Here is a 26040-nt window from a genome sequence, read left to right as displayed (position 1 = left end):
TCCCGCCGGGTCTTCGAGGCGAATAGATTCTCTTCTTGGAGGTTGGGCACAGAACAAACAGCGTGGTCTAGGCAGAGGTCGGGAGCGGGGGACGGTCCCGGCGAACCTCTCCGCTCCCGAAGCGAAACCAGGGGGTAGAGGCACATGACGCTTCGATCGATCCACCTCGCTTCGGTTCTCCTCTTTCTCCTCGCGAATCTTCTCGTCGCGCTCTTCGTTCTCCCGAGTCCGGCGCTCGGCGAACAAGAGCCGGAACCGGTTCAGCCGGTTTATCTCTTCACGTATCCGCGGGGGTCCACGGCGGAGCTGATCTCGGACCTGCCGGTGGGGGAAAGCGACAGAGTACTCTACGGCGGGATTGTCACGATCCCCGTGACGGAGGAGATCTACTTCTACGACCTCGACTTCGACAACATCAAGGTCATTGACCCGACCAACGGCTCCCTCCTCCGCCTCATCGATGGGCCTTGGGGGGGCGGGCGAAGATACATCTATCCTTGGGATAGAGAATATTCCTGGCCTCAGGATATGGCGGTTGCGCCGGACGGGACGATCACGCTGTTGTTGGAGAGTGGGGGCGGTGGGCAGGAAAGTCTGGACTTCCGCCGGCTCTCTCCGGGCGACACACGCTGGACCCAGGTGGTGCGCGTCGGCGTCCGCGCCCTAGGCCTGGAACCGGCGGGCAACGCTTATCACCTGGACGTAGGGCCTGATGGTTCCGTTTACGTCTTCTTCTACAGAAACTACCGAAGCATCCCACTTGACAGCCTCGCAGCTCGTGTTTCTGGAAAACGCCTCTCGGACATCTGGGATGGCACGACTCCCACCGTCGTCGGCGCCGATGGCCTTTTCTATTCCATCAATTGCCGCATCCCAGACCAAGGGGGGCTCGCACGATTGGGGAACTGCCTCGTCCGTGTCCGTGACAGAGGCGGACGCCTCCTCCGGAGCTTTGAAGGGCGGGACGGTCAGATTTTCGGTGTGTCGGGGAACAGCTACCTTGCTTACTACGGCGGGAGAATCGAGGTGACCGATCCCCAGGGGGAGATCGTCGCCATCACTCAGTATCCAAACACTCGAGGAAGGCCGGAACGAGCGTTGAGGGGAGGACGGCTCGTGGAGTTTTTCCTATCTCCCGCTGGACGGCTCTACTCCTGCCACGTCACCAAGGAAGGTCTCGAGGTCTATCTCCACTGGAAGGAGGAGTGACATGAAAGGGAGAAGATTCCTTCTCGGATTGTGCATTCTCTTCTCGTCCCTCTTCCACCCGAGCACTGCCTCGGCCCTCACTCGGGACGAGATCCTCGCCACCGCGAAGCAGTACAGAGATCTCACCTACAACGTGAACTCGATCAACGTCTACCCCGGGAACCAGTCCGGGTGCTACACCTCGTCTTGCCGAAACACCGTTCCCGTCGGATCGGGCACCGGCATGGCCTACTCCTATGGAAACTGGCACACGCCGGATGAGTTCACGAGCAACCTGACTTCCGGTCGGGGCGCCGGGAACTACCCCTGTATGAACAACTATTCCTGCTATTACAATCACATGACCGGGATCGATTGTTCGGGGCTCGTCGGACGCGCCTGGGGAATCACGGGGAGCAAACCGGGCACCTGGCATCTCTCGACGAGTTCCTACTCGGTCCCCATCGACACCGGAACCAGCCTCGACACAACGGATATCCGGAAGGGGGATGTCCTCGACCGAACAACGTCTCCCGCTCATGTCATGCTCCTCAACTACTGGAACCGGTCGAATTTCCCTCGGGCCTGGATCATTCACAGCAACATCTCTGATGGACGCGTTCGTGAAGTGGAAATCGACGTTCGTACGTACCTCAGGGAAGAGGGCTACAAGCCGTACCGCAGCAACGATATCAAGGACGATCCTCTCGCTTCGCTCCTTTGGATCGGGTCCGATTCGACGGGGACGATCGCATGGGAGACCGGATGGGAGAAGGAGACGGAAGGGTTCGTCGTCCATCGACTTCGTCCCGACGGCACGGCGGAGCCGATCTCGGATCTTCTCCCCGCAAGGGGATCCGTCGAGAGAGGGGACCGGTACTCGTTCCTCGACGGGAGCTTCCCCGGACCTCAAACGATCTACCGCCTCCAAGAAGTCGAGACCTCGGGGAACACGATCTGGCTCGGGAAGACCTCGGCGGCGGACGGGATCCCCTCGGCTCCGGCGTGGCAGCCGCCGGTCGTCTCCCTTCGAGAAACCCCATCCGCCGAGGCGAGAGGCGCCGGCAACTGCCTCATCACGAACCCGAGCTACCCGCAGAACCAGAACCTCGAGTGGATCGCGGTCTGTGCGGACGAGTGGGAAGACGCGCTCGCTCCTCTCGTCGCGTATCGAGAGTCCCAGAACCTCTCCGCGGGAGTGTGGACCGTCGGCGAAGTGTTCTCGTGCTGGGGAGATATCGGCCCGCCGTTCATCGATCGCAACACCCTGAGGGATCTCCTCGCGAACGCCCTCGCGGAGTGGACCGTGAAGCCCAAGTACCTTCTTCTCGTCGGAGATGCGTACTACCTGGGAGGCGATGCCGATCGCATCCCCATGTGGGGGAGCTACGAGCCGGAGCTTGCGTGGTTCGACGAGGACAGCACCTGGTCGGATCGTCCCTACGCGGATCCGGACGGCGACGGAGTAGCGGAGATCTTCGTCGGTCGGATCCCGGCGACGAGCGCGGCAGACGTGTCGAATGCGGTGGCGAAGATCCTCGAACGGGAAAACTCGTCCGACCCGACGTACGGGAAGCGCTCGCTCCTCTTCGTCGAAGACTCCGGCGACTGCGGGAACGACGCAGCGTGGATTCGGGCGCTCGCCGACAGCGTGAACGCCTGTCTTCCGACCGATTGGAGCCGAACGCTCATCGCTCGGTCCGCGATCGGAGGAACGTACAACGATTGGGAACGGGTCGCCGACTCCGCGTGGAGCGCGGGACAGGGTCTCGTCTTCTTCTTCGGCAACTGCTCCGGATGGTGGAGCTTCAACGACTTCTGGAACACGGCGATGGGGTGGGATTCCGGAAAGCTCTCGCCGAATCACGTGTACCCATTCGTGTTCGGGGGATCGTGCGGAGAAGGGGGCATCGACCGCCGCGACCTCTGGGGAATCCATCGACCGATCCTCGAACAGCTCCTCTGCTCGTTCCCCGATCGAGGCGCCTCCGGAGGACTCCTCCCCACGCGCTCGCTCCATCCCTACACCGCCGTCCGGATCGCGAAACACTTCATCGATCGAGTATTCCGTGGAGAGCCGACCCTCGGATCGGCGGCCTACCACGCCATGGAGGACCTCCTCGAGGTGTTCCCGGGAGCCGAGGATCATGTCTGGGAGTATGTCTTCTTCGGCGATCCCGCCATGCGCTCGCTCGCTCCCGACGTGAGCGCGGTCGCGGGAAGCATGGGATCCGAGCAGTTCGCGTTCGCTCTGGAAATGCCGGCGCCGAACCCGGTCTCGGCGCGCGGCGCCATCCGGTTCTCTCTCCCGGCCGCGGCCGATGTCGATCTCAAGGTCTACGACCTGTCCGGGCGCGTCGTGAAAACCATCCTCTCCGGACGGAGCGAGGCGGGGCGACACTCCGTCGAGTGGGATGGAACGAACGAACGGGGTCGACCGGTCGCTTCCGGGATCTACTTCCTCCACCTCCGGTCGGGGGATCGCGAGGCGGCCAGGAAGATCACGCTTCTACGCTAGAACGCTCACAAAAGAAGGAGGTGTGACGTATCATGTCGAAACGAATCGCAATGATCGCGGGGCTTCTCGTCGTCGCTCTCGTGCTCGCGGCCTCCTCGTGCCGGGAGGTTCCGGAGACACAAGACCTGGCGGTCGCCCCCACTCTCTCTGGAGACGACCAAGACGCCGTGCAGCTGGAGACCGCGTGGTATGCCAAACGGGTACCGGGAAGCGACCGATACGATGTCTACGAAGTTCGCTTCTGGTTGAAAGGAGAACAGAAGCCTCGAACATTCGAAGAGCTCCTCTTGCTCGAGAGACAGGGGCTCCTCCAGGAGGAAGACGAGGTTTCGTCCATCTGGATTCTGTCGGAAGAAGGGGTCTCCGAGGAAGAAATCTTGCAACGTCAAACGCGTCACAAACCGCCAAACCCTGAGCCGGCGCAGCCTCATCCGTGTGATGGCTGCGATTGCGACCCCCCCACGACGTGGGGGTGCGTAAAGTGCTGCCTTGGTAGACCTTGATCGAAAGCCGATGCTGTCCGACGCCTGATCGGAGGAGAGAAAGAACGGCTCGTATGAGCTTGCCGCTGACTACTGGAGAGACTTCTCGAGGACCATGCCCCGGCTGCCCCGCCAGCCGGGGCTGGCATCTTTCACGCTCGATGACGGGGGGGAGGTTTCCGAGTAGAATCGTCCTGAACACAGACGCGGAGGTGATTCATGCAGCAGCGGTTTCTTCTTGTCTTTCTCGCGGTCGTAGTCCTCTTCGCGGCTTGCTCTCGACCGGAGCCTCTTCCGTTCTCCTGTTCCCCTCCCAAACCGAAGGCCCGAGACACGATCACGATCCGCTATCGCCCGGACCTTTCGGATCCGCGGCTCGCTCGCGCCGACTCTGTGCTTCTCCGATTCGCTCTCGTGGGAGAGTGGGGAGAGCTCTGCTCGAATGTCCTCCCGATGAAGAAGCGCGGGAACGAGTGGCGAGTGAGCTTTCACCCGACGGAACTTCTCCCCGTCGACCCGATTCTCCTCGTCTCTGCCTTCCTCGACTCTGACGATCCCGATCTTTACGACAACAACCAAGACGATCCGTGGATCGTTCCTTTCTACCGAGGCGGCCATCCGGCTCCCGGTTTTCACTATCAGGTATTCCGGCTTCGCGCCAGAGAGACTCGCCTTCCAGACATTCTCGGCCTACCCGGAGACCACGCGAAGATCGTAGAGAGCATCGAGGCCGATCTCGCGATGAATCCCGATCACCTCCCCGCTCGCGCGGCTTCCTGGATGGCCCCCCTACACGAGGCCGGATACGGCTCCGAGGAGTACAACGCCCTTCGACAACCCATCCGAGCGCGCCTCGATTCGCTCTTCTCGGAGCTCATCTTGCGAGGAGATCCCGATTCCCTTGCGGCTTCTTTCATTCCGCTCTTCGATCTCATCGACATGGACGGAGGGGCGGATTCGCTCGTCTCTCGCCTTCGCGAGCGATTCCCCGACAGTCGTCTCGTGACCCTCGCCGAGCTCGAAGCGGCGAAGATCCAGGACGACGACAGCATCCGCATTCGACGTTTGGAGGAATTCGTCCGCGCTCATCCCGAAGACCGACTCGTTACGCAAGCCCGGGATCTCCTCGTGAGGTGGCTCGTCTACCTGAGAGAACCGGACAAGCTGATCGGGATGATGGACAGCGGTGTTCCTCTCGAACCTTCTGAGCTTCGCTACCTCGCATGGGCTCTCTTCAACTCGGGCAGAACCGCCGATGCCGAGAGGGTCATGCGGCGATGCATCGAGGAGGCGGAGAAAGAGACAAGGCCCGACGAAAGCCCTTATTCCGTGGACGAATGGACCAAGATCCACGAACACGATCGAGCAATCTATCTTTGGACGCTCGCCTGGTTCCTTTCGGAGAATGAGAACTACCAGGATGCCTTCGCGCTCCTGGATCGAGCGGTATCGACAGTGCCGAATGCGGTCGATCCCGGTCTACTCGCGGCGCTCGCGGAGTGTCAGGAAAACCTGGGTCGAGACGAGGAGGCACTCCGCACCTACGATCGCGTCGCCGAGATGGAGGACCCGGATCCAGAAACACTCGACAAATGGCGAGCGGTCTATTCAGACGTGCACGGAAGTACGGAACGCTTCGAAGAACATCTCGCCGACCTTGCCGCCGCGAGACGGTCCAAGGATCTCGCCCGTTTGGATCGTGTCGCTCTCCGGTGGCCGGCTCCCGATGTCACAATCCGAGATCTCGAAGGAAACGTCCACTCGCTCGCCGAGTTCCGCGGGAAGGTTGTTCTCGTCGATTTCTGGGCGACCTGGTGCGGCCCGTGCATGCAGGCTCTCCCCCACCTCGACACTCTCTTCCGCGAATGGGAACCCAGCGGGAACTTCGCGATCCTCCCCGTCAACACATGGGAACGATGCTCTCCCGAGGAGCGGCTTCAGAGAATCCAAGGGAAGTGGAACGAGCTCGGCCTCTCGCTCCCGGTTTACCTCGATGTCGAAACCGACGAGAAGAGCTCTCCATCCGCGGCCGCGCAGTTCAAGGTCCGGGGGATCCCAGCCACTTTCATTCTGGATCGCGACGGGAACATTCTGTTCAAGGATAGCGGATTCGGTGGAAAGAAAACCATGGACGAGATTCGCCTCAAGATCGAGTTCGCGATGTCCCGAGGAGCGCCGGGAGCTTGAGAACGGTGCTCCTTGAGATCCTCCGCGGCCGGCGAATCACCCGAGAACACCATCGTTGGCCCTCCTCCCTCGGATCCTCTACAATCGGGGCGGCCGGAGCGATCCGGGTTGCGAGGGGTTGACCATGAGCAAGAAGATTCGCGTGGGCGTTCTCTTCGGAGGCCAGTCGGGCGAGCACGAGGTCTCGCTCGCGTCCGCGCGCTCGGTGATCGAGGCGCTCGAAGCCTCGGGGCGCTACGAGGTCGTTCCGATTGGCATCGCGCGCACCGGCCGATGGATCCTCCATCCGAAGGCGCTCGCGATCCTCTCCTCGCGCGCGGAGATCCGCCTCGGAGTCGATTCCCAGCGGGCGGAGATCGGCCCGGCCGCGGTTCCCGACGAGCCGACGGCACTCGTGCCCGACGGCGAGCGCTCCTCTCTCGTCCCCCTCTCCGGCGGCGCGCCCGAGCGTCTCGACGTCGTCTTCCCGGTCCTTCACGGGACAAAAGGCGAGGATGGAACCGTTCAGGGTTTTCTCGATCTCGCCGGCATCCCATACGTTGGATGCGGCGTCGCCTCGTCCGCCGTCGCCATGGACAAGGATCTGGCGAAGAGGCTCTTTCGCTCGGCGGGGCTCCTCGTTCCCGACTGGATCCTCGTGAGGCGCACGCGCTGGGAGCGGGAGCGCGAAGGGGTTCTGAACGAGGCGGAGAGAATCGGATACCCTTGCTTCGTGAAGCCCGCGAACCTGGGATCGAGCGTCGGGATCAGCAAGGCGAAGAATCGGAACGAGCTCGCGCGCGCGATCGACGAGGCGGCCCGATACGACGTCCGCATTCTCGTCGAGGAGGCGATCGTCGCGCGCGAGATCGAGGTGAGCGTCCTCGGCAACAACGACCCGGAGGCATCCCTTCCCGGCGAGGTCATTCCCTGCAACGAGTTCTATGACTACAACGCGAAGTACATCGACGGAGAGTCCGAGCTCGTCATCCCCGCCCTCCTCTCGCCCGAGAAGACGAAGGAAGTTCGCGACTCGGCGATCCGCGCCTTCCGCGCGCTCGATTGCGCGGGGATGGCGCGCGTCGACTTTCTTCTCGAGCGAACGACCGACAGGCTCTTACTCTCCGAGGTGAACACGATCCCGGGCTTCACGTCGATCAGCATGTACACGAAGCTGTGGGAAGCGTCCGGGCTCTCCTATGGGGCGCTCGTCGATCGATTGATCGAGCTCGCCTTCGAGCGGCACGAGGAAAGGAAGGGGCTTCTCACGAGCTATCGTCCGCCGAAACAGGAGAACGGCGGAGCATGAACGGGCCCGCGCGTCTCGATCCGCGCGCGCTCGCGCGGGAGACCCTTCGGCGCCTCCGCTCGCTTCGCAACCCCGATGCCGCGCGCTCCGGCCAGCGCTTCTTCAAGGAACCGGTCGCGCTCCTCGGGATCGGCGCTCAGACGCTCGATCGTCTCGCGAAAGAACTGATCAAGAGGACTCGCGCCGAGTGGAGTTGGAAGGACGCCGCGCTCTTCTCTGATTCGCTTGCCGAGGATCCTCATCTCGAGGCGCGCACCGTCGGCTATTCCCTCGTCGCCTCCTTCGTCGATCGTGCGGAACCCGCGCTCTTCCCGCGAATCCGCGGCTGGCTCGAGAAGTCGTGCGGGAACTGGGCCGCCGTCGACACGCTCGCGCCGCGCGTGCTCGGTCCTTTTCTCGACCGCTATCCCGCCCGCATCCGCGAGGTGATCCGATGGACGAAGTCGGAGAACCTCTGGCTCAGGCGAGGGGCGATCGTCGCCTTCGTCCCCCACGCGCGGAAGGGGAAACACCTGGACGCGGTCTACACGATCGCGGAGAGGCTCCTCGAAGACGAGGAAGACTTGATCCATAAAGCGGTCGGATGGGTTCTCCGGGAAGCGGGAAAGGCGGACGCGGCCAGGCTCGAGCGCTTTCTCCGGAAGCACGGACCCCGGATTCCGCGCACGACGCTCCGCTACGCGATCGAGCGCTTCCCCGAAACGAAACGGAAGCAGATTCTCGAGGCGACGCGCGCGGCGCGCCGTCCCGGATCGAGGTAAGACCGTCATGCTCAAAGAGTCGTATCCGTACTACCTCGCGAACGAACCGCTCGCTCCGAACCGCGATCTCGAGGTGGCCGACAAGTACACGGGAGAGGTCGTCTCGCGCGTCGCTCTCGCGGACGCCGGCTCGATCGGGCGCGCGATCGAGCGCGCGGCGGAAGCGGCCGAGGCGATGGCCGCTCTTTCGAGCGATCAGCGGGAGGCGGTCTTGAACCACTGCGTGCGCCGCTTCCAGGAACGGGCGGAGGAGCTCGCGCGGATCCTCGCGATCGAGGCGGGAAAACCGATCCGGGACAGCCGGGGCGAGGTTTCGCGCCTCATCGACACGTTCCGGATCGCCGCGAAGGAGGCGACGAGCGATACCGGCCGCGTGATGTCCCTCGATATTTCGCCTCGCACGCGCGGCTACCGCGGGATGTGGAAGCGTTTCCCCATCGGACCCTGCTCGTTCATTTCACCCTTCAACTTCCCGCTCAACCTCGTCGCCCACAAGGTCGCCCCGGCTCTCGCCGTCGGGTGTCCGTTCGTCCTGAAGCCGGCGAGCCTGACGCCGATCGGAGCGCTCGTGATCGGAGAAGTGCTCGCCGAAACCGATCTCCCGAAGGGAGCATTCTCCATCCTTCCCTGCCGGAGAGAAGGAGCGGACCTCTTCACGACCGACGCGCGCCTCAAGCTCCTCAGCTTCACCGGCTCCCCGGAGGTCGGCTGGGACCTCAAGGCGCGGGCGGGACGGAAGAAGGTCGTTCTCGAGCTCGGCGGAAACGCGGCTTGCATCGTCGATGAGGACGTCGATCTCGACGACGCGGTCGCGCGGATCGTTTTCGGCGCGTTCTATCAATCGGGGCAGAGCTGCATCAGCGTGCAGAGGATCCTCGCGCACGACGCGGTCTACGAGGCGCTTCGGGAGAAGCTCGTCGCCAAGGCGCGCGCGCTCGTGATGGGCGACCCGAAGGAAGAGACCACCTTCATCGGGCCGGTCATTTCGGAGAAAGAAGCCGAGCGGATCGAGGAGTGGATCCGCTCGGCGGTCGCGCGCGGGGCGAGGATCCTCTGCGGCGGCGAGCGTCGCGGGGCGATGGTCGAGGCGACGCTTCTCGAGAACGTCCCGAAAGACGAGAAGCTCTCCGCGCGCGAGGTCTTCGGACCGGTCGCGATCCTCTCCGGGTTCCGTTCGTTCGACGAAGCGCTCCGAGAGGCGAACGACAGCGCCTACGGGCTTCAGGCGGGGATCTTCACGCGCGATCTCTACAAGGCGCTCCGCGCATGGGAGAAGCTCGAGGTGGGCGGGGTCGTGATCGGGGACGTTCCCTCGTGGCGCGTCGACCACATGCCGTACGGCGGCGTGAAGGAGAGCGGGCTCGGGCGCGAGGGAGTTCGCTTCGCGATGGAGGAGATGACCGAGATCCGCATGCTCGTGATCCGCGAGCCGTGACAACCGCTTGCGCGGCCTTCCGACCCTATCCGGGCCCCTCGGGCCTCGCGGCTTCGGACCGACCGTCTCCTGGCCGAATCCGAGCCGAACCGCCGACCCTCTCTCCTAGATGTTGAGCCGGCGCGGAAGGAACGGCCCAATATGTTGATTTTACAATTCTTAGTGGACACGCTCCCCTCGATCCTGCTACCTTGTCGCACACCCGGCCGGTAGGGGTGAAGCCGGCCGGGAGCTTCCGGGAAACGGAGAACCTTGACCCGCCGAGGAGGCGCGGCGCGGCATTCGGTCGCATGGCCGGGATGCCTCGAATCGCTTGCGACCCCCGACCGTGCGTTTCCGGAAGCGACCGCAGCCGGTTGGACCGGCCCCCCGAGGGGGAAAGCGTCATGAGGCGAAGACCGCTCCGAATGCGAACGACCGGCGCGCGGGGGAGCTCCCTCATCGAGTTCAGCCTGATCCTCCCGCTTCTTCTCCTCCTCTTCTTCGGCGCGTTCGATTTCGGCAGGATCCTCTACATTCAGCTCACCCTGCAGAGCGCCGTGCGCGAGGCGTCACGCCTCACGGTGACCGGCAACGTTCTGCCGGACCCGGAGCATCCGGAAACGTACCTCGGCCGAGTCGAGTCGATCATCCATCGGATTCAGACCGTCGCGCCGGGCCTTCACGTCACGCCCGATCAGATCTCGATCACCGGCCCGGGAGGTGCAGGCGACCCCGGAGGGCCCGGGGATCTCGTGACGATCCGCGTCGACTACGAGATCGAGATCCTCACGCCTCTCGTCCGGCCCGTGTTTCCGGAGGGCGTGTACCCTTGCGCGGTCACCATGATCTCGAGAAACGAGCCTTTCCCGGGAACGTAGCCTGGGCGGAGGAGAACGGATGTCCCGCATGAGCCGCGTCGAATCGGATCGGACACCGCGCGTCGAGCACGCAAGGACCGGATCTCCCAGGGGCGGGCAATCGGTGGTCGAGTTCGCGCTCATCCTTCCGATCGTGCTCGGCCTTTTCGTGGGGATGGCGGAGCTCGGTCTCTTCCTCTACCGGCAGGTATCCCTCACGCACCTTTCGCGAGAAGCGGCGGCGGTCCTCTCGCGCGGGGCGACGTTCGATGCGACCTTCGAGGCGCTCGCCGCTGCCGACGGATCTCTCGATCTGGACGGCCCGAAGGGGAGGATCATCCTCACCGAGATCCGGCGCGTCGGCGAGGGCACGCCCATCATCGTTCACCAGGAGGCCCGGGGCGGTCTCGGCCGTTCGAGCGTGTTCGGATCGTTGCAGCCGAACCATCCGGAATCGCCCGCGACGGTGCCGAACGGGATGACCCTCCCCCCCGGCATGAGCCTCTGGGGGGTCGAGGTCTTCTCCAAGCAGGAACCGCTCGCAGGCGGGCTTTCGATCGGCGGGGGGAGCTCGATCGTGCTCGGGGGGATGGCGGCGTTCTGACGATCGGGTCCGGAGGAGGCTGCCTCAAACAATGACGTATCGAGCTATTCGATCGAACCGACGAGCGCCGGAAAGGAAATGGTCCGGCCAAGCTCTTGTCTTCTCCGCGTTCGCCCTCGCGGGCGCGCTCGCGGTCGCGGGCCTCGCTCTCGATCTCGGGAGGATGTACGCGGTGCGGGCCCGCCTCGCCAACGCGGTCGACGGCGGGGCGCTCGCGGGAGCTCGCGTTCTCCCGCGCGGCGAAGACTTCGCCGAGAACACCGCGCTGAACTTCGCAGGGATGAACTTCGTCTCGGGATACATGGGCACCTCGGGGCACTCGTTCTCCGTGGCGTTCATCCCGAACTCGATCGAGTCGCGCATCGAGGTGCGGGGAAGGGCGGTGATGCCGACCACGCTGATGCGGCTCGTCGGGATCTCCCAGGTGAGCGTCTCCGTGGAGGCGGAGGCGACGCGGCGTCCGCTCCGCATCCCGCTCGTTCTCGACACGTCGGCCTCGATGGCGCACGGGAACGCGATCGCCGCCCTACGGGCCGGTGCGACGCAGTTCATCGACTTCTTCGACGACTCGATGGACATGATGGCTCTCGTCCGGTTCGCGTCGGGACGAGTCACGCTCTTCCCTCTCGGCTACCATTTCAAGGCGCCGATGACCACGGCGATCTCGGGCTTCACGCCGAGCGGGAGCACCAGCGCGGGGCACGCGCTCAACGCGGCGAAAGACGAGCTCGCGAGCGAGGGGACCACAACTGCGTTCCGCGTGATCGTCTTCTTCACGGACGGGCGGCCGACCTCCTTTCGCGACATTTTCATGATTCAAGGAAATTCGGTCGACGCCGTGATCGGCGGATACCCGAACCCGAGCGTGGGGGGCGGATCCCCTCCCCCACAGGGGCTTCAGGATCCGTACCAGGTCTTTCACTGGATCGGGATTCCGAATCCGGATACGCTGCCGGACGGGCAGGAGGCCAACAACTGGAACATCCTCGACGCGGCGCGCGAACAGACCCGCGCCGCGGCGAAGAGCGCGCGCCAGGACGGGATCGCCATCTTCGCGATCGGGCTCGGAAGCCCGGGCGCGAGCGAGTGGTACCAGCCGGATCTTCCTCTTCTCGTCGAGCTCGCGAACCTTCCCTTCGCCGACGATCCGCTCCATCCGGGCGGAACGATCGTCAACGCATCCTACGATCCGAACGAACCTCAAGGGGCGTTCTTCTTCGCTCCCGATGCGGCCGTGCTGGAGACCGTGTTTCACCAGGTCGCCCGCGAGATCTCGGTCCGCCTCACGCGATAGCCTCGTTCGGCCCGCGTCTCTCCGACCGGCCCGCCCAATCCTCTCTCGACAAAGATCCGCCGTCGGATGAGAATGCTCGGAAACCGCGCGCGGTCTTCCCGGGCGCTCTGCGCCACTGGGCCGATCTCGAAAGGACGATGCCGTGAGCGAGGTTCCGTTCATCGGGGAGTTCTTCGCCCTTGCCGCCCCGGTCTGCTGGGCGATCGCGGTTGTTCTCTTCCGCATGACCGGTTTCAGCGTCGGCGCGCTCGCCCTCAACCTGTTCAAGAACATCGTGGCTCTCGCTCTCTTCGCGGCCACGATTCTCGTCGTCGGGGGGGCATCGCCCTCCTCGATCGCGGCACGCGACTATCTCTTGCTCCTCCTCTCCGGAGTGATCGGCATCGGGATCTCGGACACGTTCTTCTTCATGACGTTGAATCGCGTGGGAGCGAGCCTCGAGGCGATCATCACGACCTCGTACAGCCCGTTCATCATCTTTCTCTCTTTCCTGTTCCTCGGCGAGCGGATGAGCGGCGTGCAGATCCTCGGAGTGCTTCTCATTCTAAGCGCGGTTCTTTCGGTCGGGTGGATGAGAGGATCGAAAGACGGCGTTCACCCCCGGACGCTTCTCTCGGGGATCGTGTTCGGGCTTCTGGCGACGTCGACGCAGGCGATCGCTATCGTGATGATCAAGCCGGTTCTCGGCGGGTACCCGCTGATCTGGGCGAGCCTCTGGCGTCTTGTCGGGGGCGTCGCCGCCTCGGCTCTCGTCTTTCCATTCCTCGCGAAGAGAAGAGAGGCTCTCGCCGCACTGCGGGATCGACGCGTGTGGCCGGTGATGATCCCAGCGGTCGTGATGGGGACGTACGTCTCGCTTCTCTTCTGGCTCGCCGGGATGAAATACACTCAGGCCTCGATCGCCGCTGCGCTCAACCAGACCTCTACGCTTTGGACGTTCCTCTTCGCCGCGCTTCTCCTCCGCGAGCCGGTCACGCAGAAGAGGATCGCCGGGCTCGTGCTCGGCGTGGCGGGCGTCGCGATGGTCACGCTCGGATAGGGCTCGCCCTCCGGGTTCCGCCGTCCGACCATTCAGAACGTCACCACGGCGGGTGGCGGCGGCAGGCGTCCGCGAGAAGCGCAGCCACCAAGCCCGAAAGGGCGACTGGCGAGCATCGAGCGGACAGCCGCCGACACGACCGAGCCGGGGCTCCCCGTCGTGAAAAGCGACGGGGTGGCGAGGAAGCTCCTTCGCGCATGCGGCGCGAAAGAGTGACCCGCGCGTCCGACAACAGATCATCATGCCGCATGGTGCGTCGCGGGATCAGCCGGCGGCGGCGTCTCTCGCTAGATCGAGCGCGAGCTGCGCGCCGGCGGTCGGAAGAATCCCGGAGCCCTCGGCGGGGCGGATCTTCCATCTCCCTTCCACCTCCGCCACCTCGATCCAGAAGTGCTGCTGCAGCCCCTCTTCCGCGACGAACGCCCGCAGCATCCCCTTCCGCCTCTGCGGATCGTAGAGAAACTCCTTGAACTGCACCGTCGGAACGCCGGTCGTCCCCTTCGGCCGGAAACCCTCCGGATCGAAACGGTCGATCGTATGAATCCTCATCGTTTCATCCCTCATGAATGGAATGCCGACATGCTCCCGCTTCGCGAGAACGATCCGAAAGAAACGCTCGCGGCCGAGATCGCTCCACTTCTGCTCGTACTTCGTTCCGTAGGAGGCGGGGATCTCCTCCCAGCGCGCCTCGAAACCGGTTCCGGGAACCTGTTCGAGAAGCCAGTCGCGGTACGGTTCGAAGTCCGTGACGATCTCCGTCTCTCCCCCGTCGGCGAGACGGCTGTTCAAGACATCGAGGAACGGCTTCGAGAAGAGCCGGTGGGCGGCGTGCCGCTCCTTGGGCCACGGGCAGGGAAAGAGACACACCGCGGCGGAGAGGGCGCGGGGAGCGACGAGACGCTCGAGGAACGGCCGCGCCGGCGCCTGAACGATCGCGAGGTTCGCGACGCCGGCCTGCGCAGCGCGGCGAAGCGCCCGCTTCACCGACTCCCAGAAGATCTCCACGCCGATGAAGTCGCGCTCGGGATGCTCCGCCGCGCGACGGACGAGCGCGGCCCCATTGCCGAAGCCGATCTCGAGCTCGATCGGGGCCTCGCGCCCGAAACGCCTCGCCCAGACGCACGGGCGCTCCGTTTCCTTCCACGGAACGAGGAGCTTGAGAGAGAGGTAGTACGGTTTCTTCATCGTCCCCAGGGAAGGCTACCACCGCAGCCGCATCTCTGAAACCGCCGAACGCGAAACGGCTTCTTCTTCTCTTGAGTTGCGGAGGCGCTTTCCGCTAGGCTCTCACCCGCAGGGGAGAAAGGGGGAGAAGACCTCATGGGCCTCGATGTCGTGCTGCTCTCTCGCGTCCAATTCGCGCTCACCATCATGTTCCACTACATCTTTCCGCCCCTCACGATCGGTCTCGGCGTTCTCATGGTCTTCATGGAGGCGATGTATCACAAGACGCGCGACCGGCAATACGAGGCGATGGCGCGCTTCTGGACCAAGATCTTCGCGGTCAACTTCGCGCTTGGGGTCGCCTCCGGCATCGTGATGGAATTCCAGTTCGGCACGAACTGGGCGACCTACTCCCGTTTCGTGGGGGACATCTTCGGCTCCGCCCTCGCCGCCGAGGGAATCTTCGCATTCTTCCTCGAATCGGGGTTCCTCGCGGTCCTCGTCTTCGGATGGGACAAGGTCTCGCCCGGAATGCATCTCTTCTCCACGATCATGGTCTCCCTCGGCTCGATCTTCTCGGCGGTCTGGATCGTCGTCGCCAACTCCTGGCAGCAGACTCCCGCCGGCTATCGAATCGTGGGAGAGGGGAGCGCCGCGCGGGCGGAGCTTACCGATTTCTGGGCGGTCGTGTTCAATCCTTCGAGCATGAATCGTCTCGGACATGTGCTGATCGGCGCGTTCATCCTCGGCGGCTTCTTCGTGATGAGCATCGCGGCGTACTACATCCTCAAGAACCGCCACCTCGACTTCGCCAAGAAGTCGTTCACGATCGCGCTCGTCGTCGCGACCGTCTTCTCGCTCCTCCAGCTCGTTTCCGGACACGATCAAGCGCAAACGGTCGCCGCCACGCAGCCCGCGAAGATGGCCGCGTTCGAGGGAGTCTATCGAACGACCCAAGACGGCGCTCCGCTCTACCTCTTCGGCGTTCCGAACAACGCGAAGGAGCGGGTCGACGGCGGGCTCGCCGTCCCCGGGCTTCTCAGCTTTCTGATCTCGGGAGACACGTCGAAGCCGGTCCCCGGGCTCGACCGGTTTCCGCGCGAGGACTGGCCGCCGGTCGGGCTCAGCTTTCAGACGTATCACGCGATGGTCGCCCTCGGCTTCCTCTTCATCGCGCTCACGCTTCTCGCCGCGGTCTTCTTGTGGCGCAGGGGTCTTTTCGAAACGCGGTGGCTCCTTTGGATCTTCGTCTTCGCGGTGATCGGTCCATACCTCGCGAACCAACTCGGCTGGCTCGCCGCCGAGTTCGGACGCCAGCCGTGGATCGTCTACGGTCTTCTCCGCACAAGCGACGGAGTCTCCAAGTCCGTTCCCGCGTCACATGTGCTCGGATCGATCGTGCTCTATTCCATCGTCTACCTCCTCCTCTTCCTGATCTGGATCCACGTGATGGATCGGAAGATCCGCCAAGGACCGGAGGAGGTCACGGACCTGCCGCCCGAACGATTGCCGGGGAGGGGATTCCTTCGGGCGGCGGCGAGGGGGACGGGCGAATCGATGACCGGTTCGAGCGAGCCGCGCAAGTAAGAGGAGAACGACACGATGGATCTCAACATCTTCTGGTTCGCGGTTCTCGGCATCCTGCTCGCCGGCTACGCCATTCTCGACGGGTTCGATCTCGGCGTCGGCATCCTGCATCTTCTCGCGCGGGGCGACCGCGAGCGGCGGGTCTTCCTCAACTCGATCGGCCCCCTCTGGGACGGGAACGAGGTGTGGCTCGTCACGTTCGGCGGCGCGCTCTTCGCGGCCTTTCCGCACGCGTACGCGACGGTCTTCTCCGGCTTCTACCTCGCGTTCATGTTCCTTCTTTTCGCGCTCATCTTCCGCGCGGTCTCGCTCGAGTTCCGAAGCAAGATGGAGTCGCCGCGCTGGAGAAGCGTTTGGGACACGGCGTTCTTCGCCTCGAGCGCGGTCGCGATGCTCCTCTTCGGCGTGGCGATCGGCAACTCGATTCAAGGGATTCCGATCGGACCCGACAAGGAGTTCGCGGGAACGTTCTTCGGGCTTCTTCGGCCGTATCCGATTCTCGTCGGGATCTTCGCGGTTTCGCTCTTCGCGATGCACGGCTCGATCTATCTCTATTTGAAGACGGAGGGAGATCTCCAGAAGCGAATCCGAGGATGGATGTGGCACGCGTTCGGAATCTTTCTCGTCCTGTATCTTCTCACGACGATCTTCACGCTCACCGCGCACCCGGAAGCGATCGCGAACTTCCGAAACATCCCGTGGGCGTGGATCGTCGTCGTGCTGAACGTGTTCGCGATCGCGAACATTCCGCGGGCGATCTACATGGAACGAGCCGGCTACGCGTTTCTCTCGTCGGCGGCGACGATCGCCGCGCTCGTCTTCCTCTTCGGCGTCGGGCTCTTCCCGAACCTCGTGGTCTCGAGCCTGAACCCCGAATGGAGCCTCGACATCTACAACGCCGCCTCGTCAGAGAAGACGCTCTCGATCATGCGGATCATCGCCTTCATCGGGATGCCCTTCGTCTTGGCCTACACGACCGTGATCTACTGGGTTTTCCGGGGGAAGGTAGAGATCGGGAAGTTCAGCTATTAGCCGAGGCTAAGCAACAGCGCTTCTCCTCCCGCAATCCGCTTGGATCTTTGTTCGCCTTATGCTATAATTCGGCGCGATTCGAGTTACGGCCGAACCACGACTCCGCGCTGAGCCGAACGAACAGACGAGACAATCATCCCGAACGGGAGCCGCGCCCTCGCGCGGTCGAGGAGGACGTGCGATGAGAAGGCTTGCTGTGCTTCTTGCGGTCGCGGTCGCGCTGGCCGCGCCGGCTTGGGCCGACTGGGATCCGGGACAGCCGCACAAGTGGGTCCAGTATCCCGACCTCAGCACGATGGGGATCGACGTGAACGCCTCGTTCCCGTACATCCTCGCCGACGACTTCCTCTGCACCCAGACCGGTCCGATCACCGACATCCATATCTGGGGTTCCTGGTATCACGACATCATCGATCCGAACGTCAGGTTCGTCCTCAGCATCCACGCGGACATCCCGGCCGGGCCGGGGGGGTACAGCCAACCAGGGCAGGTCCTGTGGTGGAGAGAGTTCCTGCCGGGCCAGTACACCGTGCGGACGTACATGGGCGAGCTCGACGAGGGCTGGATGAATCCCCCCGACTACTATGAGTTCCCAGGAGACCACGCCTGCTTCCAGTACAACTTCTTCATCCATCCGGCGGAGGCGTTCATTCAACAGGGAAGCTCGACGCAGCCGGTCGTCTACTGGCTCGACGTGCAGGCGTACCCGAGCACGCCCGGGACTCTGTTCGGCTGGAAGACGTCGATGGATCATTGGAACGACGACGCGGTTTGGGGGCACGGAGAGGAACCGTTTTTCGGTCCGTGGTACGAGCTTCGCTACCCGCCGCAGCACCCGATGCACCCGCAATCGATCGATCTCGCGTTCGTGATCACGACCTCCGTCGAGACTGGCGTCGATTGGGGCGACGCTCCCGACCCGACGTATCCGACGCTCGCCCTGAGCAACGGCGCGAACCATGTGATCGTCCCCGGTGTCTTCATGGGCAACATCGTGGACGGCGAGCCGAATGGCCAGCCGGACGCGAACGCTCTCGGCGACGACAACAACGGGTTCGACGACGAGGACGGCGTGACGTTCACCTCGCCGCTCGTTCCCGGCATGATCGCGACCGTCGATGTCGTGACCTCCGTCCCCGGCTACATCGACGCGTGGATCGACTTCGGACAGGACGGAAGCTGGCTCCCGGCGATCGACCAGATCGCCTCGGGTCTCTGGACGCCGGGCGGTCTCTTCACGATCTCTTACAACGTCCCGCCGAACGCCGCGCCGGGGCTCACGTTCGCCCGTTTCCGCTTCAACACGACAGGACCGCTTCCGTTCACGGGCCCCGCTCCGGACGGAGAGGTCGAGGACTACAAGGTCCGCATCGAGGAGATGCAGAGCTACAAGTGGATCCAGCGGCCCGATCTGCGCGTCACGGGGATCGACGTGCGGGCGACGGAGCCGTTCCTCCTGGCCGACGATTACCTCTGCAACATGCCCGGCTGGGTGAACGAGATCCATCTCTGGGGTTCGTGGCTGAACGACTATCTCCCGTTCGGCTTCGACCCGATGGCCGTGCAGTTCACGCTCAGCTTCCACAAGGACATCCCCGCTTGGGAGAGCCCGACCGGCTACAGCATGCCCGGCGATCTGCTTTGGATGTGGACTTTCGCGCCCGGCAACTTCCTCGCCGACATCTGGCAGCCGGGCATCGAGGAAGGATGGATGGAACCTCCGGACAACTATTGGTTCCCGGCCGACTGGACGTGCTGGCACTACACGTTCCGCGTGCCGATCGCGGAGGCCTTCCATCAGTTGGGGAGACCGGACAGTGCGATCGTCTACTGGCTCGACGTCCAGGCCCGACCGATGGACACGCAGGCGTTCTGGGGATGGAAGACGTCGCTCGATCACTGGAACGACGATGCGGTGTGGGGATGGGGGATGGAGCCGTATCCAGGACCTTGGCAAGAACTCCGTTACCCGCCGCAGCATCCGTTCGGCGGTCAGTCGATCGACCTCGCGTTCGCGCTCCGGAGCGAGATCGATACGGACGCCCCGAGCGCGCCCGCACCTCCGCGTTTCGGGCTCTGGCAGAACGTCCCGAACCCGTTCAACCCGTTCACGGTGATCGAGTATGAGGTCCCGGCGGGCGGCGCTCGGGCGACGATCGAAGTGTACGACGTGAGCGGACGGCTTCTCGCGACGCTCGTCGACGGCTTCAAGCAGGAGGGACGCCACACCGTTCAATGGGACGGCCGCGACCACGAGGGGCGCGCGCTTCCTTCGGGTGTGTACCTTTACCGCTTGAAGACTCCGACCGAGGAGACGACGCGCAAGATGCTGCTCATCAAGTAGCGCCCCGACGCGGCGCTGCTTGTTCAGGGCTCCTGGTTCTCCGGCCGGGAGCCCTTTCCTTTGGGGATCAGGGAGTTCTCGGCGACTCGACCGGTTCTCGCGCAGGAAGAGGTGTTCCGGCCTTCACGAGAGCACCGAATCACTCACGAAGCGGCCCGCGCGTCCTTCTCGATCGCCATCCAGGCGATCAGGCGGATCTCGTGCTGTTCGATGGGCGGCAAAGGCTCAGGGGCGCGATACGGTTCCGCCCCGATCCGCTCGACCTCTTCGACCAGGTGACGCGCCCGCTCGGCTGCGGTCGCGAACTCCCGTTCCCAGGCAAGGCGGAGCTGGTTCTCCTCGCGGCGAGGCCAAGGAGATTCGACGGCGTCCAGGCAGCGGTGCAGCCTGTCCCGTTCGATGTCCGCCGGCGGATTCCCGCGCAGAAAGGCGGCGACTTCCCGATTCAGCTTCCTGATCTTGGGTTGGAGGTTGGCCGGATCGGTCTCGAAGGTCCACGCGTCAAAGATGCTCCGGCTCGCCCGAGCCCAGGCATCGTAGGCGGCGAGCGCCGTCTCATTGCTCAAGACCCTCTGCGTCTCCTCCGTGCACTCGATCATCCGAAGACACGTCCCGAGCTCGCCGATGATTTCCCCCTCGGGCTCCCGCGGTACGAAGCGAAGATAGACACGCTCACCTACCGCAGCACAGAAGAGGTGGCCGTCGCGCTCTCCTTTCCGCATCCCGGAGCCCGCGCGCCAGGGAAGGCTACGAATCCGGGCACCGTACTTCTCAACTGCCCGCCTGAGCTCCTGCCGGTATTCCTCGCCTGTCTGCGCGGCCCCCTCGGTTCCGCCCGCCTCGTAGATCGAGGGGTCTTCGCGGTGAAGCTTCTCGATCTCGGCGCGCGTTTCCGCGAAGGTTTGTTCGCCTGTCGCGCCTCGCTCGATCGGAGCCTCCTCGACGCCGACCGAAGCGGCCGCTTGGGCGAGCTTCCGGCGCACGCGCTCTTCCAGATTGAGAAGCGCATCGAGCTCCGCGTCGGGAAAGAACGTCCGCAAGAATACCTTCTCGTGGAGGCTTCCGATCCGGTCCACGCGCCCGTGACGCTGGACGAGGCGCATCGGGTTCCACGGGAGATCGTAGTTCACGACGTTGCGGCACTGCTGGAGGTTCATGCCTTCAGCCAGCACATCGGTCGAGAGGAGGAGATCGAAGCGATCCTCGGCGTCTTGCGGAGGCGCTCCCGTGGAGATCGGCGCGAATCCGTGCAGTGCCTTCTCGCGGGACACACCTCGGCGCACCTCTTCTCCGCTCACCGATGCGACGCGCCCTCGATACGCGGCAAGGCGCTCGTCGCATTCGATCACTCGTCGCAAGCGCTCCTCGATCCAATCGATCGTGTCTTCGTAGTGGGAGAAGACGAGTGTCTTGCGTTTCTGTCTCGCGTCCTCCTCGTCGATCGCCTCCTCCTCGGCCTGCTTCGCGATCGAGACGAGCTCTTCGACTAGGGCGGCAAGCTTGGGGTCGCCTTCGGGGAGAACCTTCGCCGCTTCGCTCGCCATCTCCCGAAGGATCGCGAGATCCGAGCGGACGTCGGCCTCGAGCCCCGCGACATCGTATGCGCGTGCGTCCTCCGCGTGCTCCGTCCCCTCCAGGATCTCGTCGATCTCTCCCTCGGCCTCCGCGGCCGAGAGCTCACGGAAGAACTCCTTCCGAACGACGAAGCCGCGCGAGAGAGCATCGAGAAAAGCCTCGTGCTCGCCGATCATGCGCCCGACCGTCAGCCGGAACGCCTCCGACGACGACTCGAAACGTTTGAGGAGCGCGGAGCGGAGAAGACCGACGAGCGCCGTATCGTCGTGCTCGCCAACCATGCCCGGCATGTACCGCTCGGGCTGGTAGCGCGCCATTCGGAGAAGCGGATGTCCGCCCTCGGGCATCAGGATCTCTTCGAGACGCGCGAAGAAGCCGGGCAATAGCGCATCGAGGTCGTATCCGATGGAAGAGGCGACCGGCGTCGGAAAGCGGATCGGCGCCAGGCGCCCGTCGGGTCCGCGGATCAAATCGCTCGCGTAGTGCTTCTTGATGAAGCGTCTCGTGCGCTTCACCGTCGTCGCGTCGATGATGGGATACAGGAGGTCCGGGTTCAGATCGAAAGGATCCTCGCGCATCGCCTGCTCGAAACGCTCCCGGATCGAGAGGACCCCGCGGTCGGAGAGCCATGCGTCCTGCTTCATGAAGAAGCGGAGCAAATGATAGAGGTCCCAGAGCGAGTTGTTGACCGGAGTGGCGGTGAGGAACAGGACGTCTCGTCTCTTGCCCGCCAAGAGCCGCCTTAAGATCTCCGCTCGTTTCGGCGTGTCGGGGTTGCGGTAGTTGTGCGCCTCGTCCACGACGACGAGCGCGTAGTCGTCGAGAAGGTTCTTGAGATGACTCCGATCCCCTCCGAGCTGGAGGTCGTTCGCGAGCTCCTCGTAGGAGAGGCACTCGACGAGAAGCTGGTGGTCGTTCAGGAAGCGTTCCCAGGTCGTGTCGCGGAGACTCGCGGGGCAGACAAGGAGCACGCGCTGCCTCCGCGCGCGGTATGCGCCGATGATCTCGCCGGCCGTGAAGGTCTTCCCGAGCCCGACGCCGTCCGCGATGAGAACCCCGCCGTACTTCTCAAGAATCTTTCGCGCCCGCCAGACGCCGTGCTTTTGGAACGTCGTGATCGGGATCCGGCCCGTCTCCTTCTCTTCTTCTTCCAGCTCCACGTGATAGAGATGCCAAAGCACCTTGAGGTAGACGAGGTAGGGCGAGACCTCGGCGAGAAGTTCCGCGTAGATCGCGGCGAGGTCGAACGGGACCGCTTCCTCCCAGAGCGACTCGAACCACTCCTCGACGCGCGCGACGAGAGGATCCTCGTGGTGCCCCAGCACGAGCTCCAAGTTCGTTTGAAGCCCCGCGCGCGTCAGGTTCGCCGAGCCCGCGAGGATCCCCCGCTCCTCGCCGCGGAAGAGGAATGCCTTGGCGTGGAGAAAGTGCCCCTCATAACGCCGCACCTCGATCCGGCCGGAGCGAAGGAAATCGACGAGATCGCGGATCGAGCGATCCTCGGCGAAGTCGAAGGGGAGGAGATCGCGGTCCCGCCTCATGCCTCGCTCGAGATCGGAGAGCCCTTGGGCCACGCGCCTCAGCGTGAACTCCGGCTCCCTCGGATCCTTCGGTTCCCTTCTCGGGCGCATCGCCTCGGGAGTCGGATCCGCGCCCAGGAGGAGCCGGATCCGCGGCACATGCCGCGCCTCTTCCGCGATGAGCTCCAGACCTTGAGGATTGAAGTAACAGCTCGCCACGCACATCTCGGACGGGGTGCGCCCCTCGCGCCGGAGCGCTGCGAGGTGCCCGACAATGACTCGCGCGAGCGTGTTCCCGTCGCGGTTGTCGATGAAGAGGGGCTTTGCGGGCTCGGGGGCTTTCGCTCCGTTCTTCCCGCTGCTCACGGTCGCGTCTCGAGCACGAAACGAGCCCGTTCCCTGCGCAGCATTTCGAAGGGCGTCATGCACTTGATGCCGAGGCTGATGCAAGCATCGGGAATCTTGATCTTGCGAGACGACGAGGATGGGACTTCGTGCGTGACAACCGTATGGCCTCCCGCCCGAGCCTGGGCTACGAGGTAGTAGTCGGCTACCTGAAGAAAGGTGCTCACGGCGGCGACGTCGTAGCTCCCGCTGCCGGCCCAGGCGCTTACCGCGGCGAGCGCCGGAAACACCGCGGCGTCCGGACGAAGGAAGAAGGCGTCGCCCCTCGCACGAGCCCAGGTCGACAACTCGTCCGCCAACGCTTGGATTTCATCCCCAACCTTCTCAATGCTGAAGAGCCTCCCGGCGGCGTTCTCTCGGACAAGCCACTCCCAGAAGGCGGGGCAGAAGTCGAGTCCATAGTGCAAGTTCTTCGCCCTGATGAATACGTCCGCATCGAGGAGATAAGCCATTAGGTGCGCATCCCCAGGCTTAGCCCGAGATCGTGAAACGTCGCCATCTTCCTGAGCCCGAGCAAACGAAACGCCTCCGTGAAGGACGAACGGCCTTCCAGCGTGCTGACCATCATGGCGCGGGCGAATCGTTTGCCTACACGTGCCGCAAGGGTAAGGTAGAAGTCGCCGCCGCCGCCCGCCGCATGCGCATGGAGTCTCTCCTTTTCTCTGCTGTACGCCTCCTCGAACTCCTCCTTCGAGACCTCCTCTGCATCGTAGATTCGCCGGAGGATCACGAGCGTGCTTACCTTGAAGTGGCGCGCCAGGCGCTGGGCCTCGCCCCCAAGTTCGGCGCCAAGGCGGTACTCGCCACGCAGCGCCCGGACCGGGACCAGAAGTTCCGCCGCTACCCTGTTGCACCAGCGTTCGACCTCGTGCTGGGGAGGGACCGCGGGATCGATATCAGAAAGCGCGGATTGCCCGAGCCACAGGTGAGCCAGCTCGTGGGCGAGAGTGAACATCTGCGCGGCCCGCGTGTCCGCGCCGTTGACGAAGACGAGAGGCGCCCACTCATCCGCCAGAGCGAACCCTCGGAACTCATCCGGGTCCAGCCTTCGCCTCGTGTTGTTCAGGACGATCCCGCTCACCATCACCAGCACACCGATGCTGTCGGTCTGATCGATGAACTTGCGAAGCGCCTCCGTCCATGTGGGGCAGTCTCGCCGGGCTTCGAGATCGAACCCAAGGGCTTGCCGCATCCGACCCGCGATCTCTTCTGCCGTGTTCGAGAGCTGCGCCGACCCAACAAACGCGCGCGGCCGCTCCCCTTCCGTCTTCGCGTACTGGCGGTACCAGTCTTGGCGTTGCCGGCATAGGTAGACCGTGTCGAGCAGATTTGGACTTGGTCTTCCAAGCCGTACCTTCCGGGGTGCACGAAAGTCTGGAAGGGGAACTTGCTCAACCGGGGGCTCGGGCAGGAAGAAATAGCCGATGGGCGTAAAGGTGGACTTGGCGTAGCGTTCCAGCTGCTTCAGGGTCGGGCGGCCATCCCCGCGCTCCCAAGATTCGAGCTTCGGGAAGCGGCGCCCCAGATCATGCAGATTGAACCCAGCCCGCTCTCGCCCCCACCGCAGCATCTCCGGCCGAACCTCGACCCGGGTCATGCATCCCCTCCGTTCGAGCCCGTCGTCAGTCTACGCCCCGGCCGCCCCAAAGGGAAGGGGCGGTTCGCGAGCGCATCGCATGAAAGGGGAGGTTTCGACCTTGACATTCCTTGCCGAGAGGGGGAATCTGCTCGTGAACCACTGAATGCGCGCATGCGTCGTAGGTGGTGCACCCCGAATGGGCTCGATCCTCGTTTGCCTCCTACCCGTAACCCTACTTGGGGAGCTTCTCCCTCCACTCCCTGAAATGCTTCAGCGTCGCACGAAGCCGCTCCTCGTGGTCCCATCCTTCGTGGAAGGTCTCGAAGATGTGGACGAGATGCTTTTCCTTGAGGTCATAAAGATGCGCGACGACGGCGTCGAGCTCGTGGATCTTGTCTTCTTTGTCGTCGGGGGCGAGGGAGCCGCATTCGACGCCCACTTCCTCGGCCCAATCTGCGAAGCGATCGTCGGGCGCAGCGAGGCGGCCGGCGAGAAGGATCGCGCGGAGGCGGAGGGGGTGGTCGGATGGGGGGCGGGGGATGGGGAGAGGGTTGAAGATGAAGAAATTCACGCTGACCTCGACGAAGCGACGCGCGTACCAGTCCAACGAGAGGGATGAAAGCACACCGAGAAGATACGCCTCATCTCGGACGTCTCCCCGAGGCCAGAGCAGATAGGGCCCCTTGTTCGTGATGAACACCTCCGGCGGCACGAGGGCGACTCGCACGGTGCGGGTGTCGGTCGCTCGGCTCACATCCCGGAACGCGATCCTCGGGTCGAGGCAAGGGAGCGTGTTCGGGTTGTGGATCACGCGCGGGTCGAACTCGGAGAAGGGGGAGTTCTTGTTCTTCGCTCCCCGCGCGCGCTTCTCCTGCAAGTGCGGGAGCACCTTCTTCGGGTCGGCCCAGGCGTAGTAGGTCCCGGTGTCGGGAATCCAAAGGTCGAACGACTCCCCTTTGAAGACCGGCCAGAAGCCCTTCGGGCGATCTTTGGACTTGAGGTCCATGAGCTTCTTGTCGTTCGTGGCGTGGAGCTCCGTGTGCGGCCGCGCGCGCCAGGATCTTTTGTCGTCGAGGTCGAGCCGAGGCGCCTTGCGAAGCCTCGTGAAGACCTCGACCGACTCGTCGCTCGGGAGGAGAGGGAGAGAGGCCGTGTCGTTCCAGCTCCGGATCTCCTCGCCGTCGAAGACCGCGGGCTCG

Annotated in this window: 18 protein-coding genes; 13 read left to right on the top strand and 5 right to left on the bottom strand. The window is 64.0% G+C overall.

Annotated features, from left to right (window positions below):
• The first annotated feature begins 144 nt into the window (after positions 1 to 144).
• From FJY73_08885 to FJY73_08840, 10 genes are all read left to right on the top strand, one after another.
• Entirely contained in the window at positions 145 to 1209 is a 1065-nt protein-coding gene (locus tag FJY73_08885) for a hypothetical protein (GenBank protein MBM3320774.1), read from the top strand.
• Between the two features lies 1 nt (position 1210).
• On the top strand, positions 1211 to 3706 hold the full coding sequence (locus tag FJY73_08880; protein ID MBM3320773.1) for a T9SS type A sorting domain-containing protein: 2496 nt from the start codon (positions 1211 to 1213) through the stop codon (positions 3704 to 3706).
• A 701-nt stretch (positions 3707 to 4407) separates the two neighbouring features.
• Positions 4408 to 6375, top strand: coding sequence for a redoxin domain-containing protein (locus FJY73_08875; protein ID MBM3320772.1), 1968 nt, complete (start codon positions 4408 to 4410; stop codon positions 6373 to 6375).
• Between the two features lie 124 nt (positions 6376 to 6499).
• The gene (locus tag FJY73_08870) at positions 6500 to 7663 is read left to right on the top strand and encodes a D-alanine--D-alanine ligase (GenBank protein MBM3320771.1); all 1164 of its coding nucleotides are present in this window, start codon (positions 6500 to 6502) and stop codon (positions 7661 to 7663) included.
• Entirely contained in the window at positions 7660 to 8424 is a 765-nt protein-coding gene (locus FJY73_08865) for a DNA alkylation repair protein (GenBank protein MBM3320770.1), read from the top strand. The genes FJY73_08870 and FJY73_08865 overlap by 4 nt, the downstream gene beginning before the upstream one ends.
• Positions 8425 to 8431: 7 nt before the next feature.
• The gene (locus tag FJY73_08860; protein ID MBM3320769.1) at positions 8432 to 9859 is read left to right on the top strand and encodes an aldehyde dehydrogenase family protein; all 1428 of its coding nucleotides are present in this window, start codon (positions 8432 to 8434) and stop codon (positions 9857 to 9859) included.
• Positions 9860 to 10245: 386 nt separating this feature from the next.
• Complete coding sequence (locus FJY73_08855) at positions 10246 to 10719, top strand: pilus assembly protein (protein MBM3320768.1); 474 nt, start codon at positions 10246 to 10248, stop codon at positions 10717 to 10719.
• Positions 10720 to 10747: 28 nt separating this feature from the next.
• Positions 10748 to 11302 (top strand): pilus assembly protein, encoded by a 555-nt coding sequence (locus tag FJY73_08850; GenBank protein ID MBM3320767.1) that lies wholly within the window; start codon positions 10748 to 10750, stop codon positions 11300 to 11302.
• A gap of 31 nt (positions 11303 to 11333) precedes the next feature.
• The gene (locus FJY73_08845; GenBank protein ID MBM3320766.1) at positions 11334 to 12596 is read left to right on the top strand and encodes a VWA domain-containing protein; all 1263 of its coding nucleotides are present in this window, start codon (positions 11334 to 11336) and stop codon (positions 12594 to 12596) included.
• Between the two features lie 142 nt (positions 12597 to 12738).
• Positions 12739 to 13635: a DMT family transporter gene (locus tag FJY73_08840; GenBank protein ID MBM3320765.1), complete on the top strand. Its 897-nt coding sequence runs from the start codon at positions 12739 to 12741 to the stop codon at positions 13633 to 13635.
• A gap of 264 nt (positions 13636 to 13899) precedes the next feature.
• Here the strand turns inward: FJY73_08840 and FJY73_08835 are convergent, their stop codons facing one another.
• Positions 13900 to 14820, bottom strand: a complete 921-nt coding sequence (locus tag FJY73_08835; protein MBM3320764.1) for a hypothetical protein — start codon at positions 14818 to 14820, stop codon at positions 13900 to 13902.
• Positions 14821 to 14955: 135 nt separating this feature from the next.
• On the opposite strand from FJY73_08835, the gene FJY73_08830 reads away from it, so the two are divergent.
• The 3 genes from FJY73_08830 to FJY73_08820 all read left to right on the top strand — a co-directional run bounded on the left by FJY73_08830 (position 14956) and on the right by FJY73_08820 (position 19762).
• On the top strand, positions 14956 to 16386 hold the full coding sequence (locus FJY73_08830) for a cytochrome ubiquinol oxidase subunit I (GenBank protein ID MBM3320763.1): 1431 nt from the start codon (positions 14956 to 14958) through the stop codon (positions 16384 to 16386).
• Between the two features lie 15 nt (positions 16387 to 16401).
• Entirely contained in the window at positions 16402 to 17418 is a 1017-nt protein-coding gene (gene cydB, locus FJY73_08825) for a cytochrome d ubiquinol oxidase subunit II (GenBank protein MBM3320762.1), read from the top strand.
• A 181-nt stretch (positions 17419 to 17599) separates the two neighbouring features.
• Positions 17600 to 19762 (top strand): T9SS type A sorting domain-containing protein, encoded by a 2163-nt coding sequence (locus tag FJY73_08820; GenBank protein MBM3320761.1) that lies wholly within the window; start codon positions 17600 to 17602, stop codon positions 19760 to 19762.
• A 143-nt stretch (positions 19763 to 19905) separates the two neighbouring features.
• Here FJY73_08820 and FJY73_08815 read toward each other — a convergent pair whose 3' ends face one another.
• The 4 genes from FJY73_08815 to FJY73_08800 form a co-directional block, all read right to left on the bottom strand.
• Complete coding sequence (locus FJY73_08815) at positions 19906 to 23223, bottom strand: helicase (GenBank protein ID MBM3320760.1); 3318 nt, start codon at positions 23221 to 23223, stop codon at positions 19906 to 19908.
• Positions 23220 to 23714 (bottom strand): DUF4411 family protein, encoded by a 495-nt coding sequence (locus FJY73_08810; protein ID MBM3320759.1) that lies wholly within the window; start codon positions 23712 to 23714, stop codon positions 23220 to 23222. Before FJY73_08810 ends, FJY73_08815 begins: the two co-directional genes overlap by 4 nt.
• Positions 23714 to 24859, bottom strand: coding sequence for an ImmA/IrrE family metallo-endopeptidase (locus FJY73_08805; protein MBM3320758.1), 1146 nt, complete (start codon positions 24857 to 24859; stop codon positions 23714 to 23716). The genes FJY73_08810 and FJY73_08805 overlap by 1 nt, the downstream gene beginning before the upstream one ends.
• Positions 24860 to 25073: 214 nt before the next feature.
• Positions 25074 to 25448 carry a hypothetical protein gene (locus tag FJY73_08800; protein MBM3320757.1) on the bottom strand — a complete coding sequence of 125 codons (375 nt, stop codon included), beginning with the start codon at positions 25446 to 25448 and terminating at the stop codon, positions 25074 to 25076.
• Between the last annotated feature and the right edge of the window lie 592 nt (positions 25449 to 26040).

The organism is Candidatus Eisenbacteria bacterium (assembly GCA_016867715.1).
In the GTDB taxonomy this organism is placed as follows: Bacteria; Orphanbacterota; Orphanbacteria; order Orphanbacterales; family Orphanbacteraceae; genus VGIW01.
The sequence above is the reverse complement of the archived record's forward strand: the minus strand, read 5'-3'. Positions and strand labels throughout refer to the sequence as shown.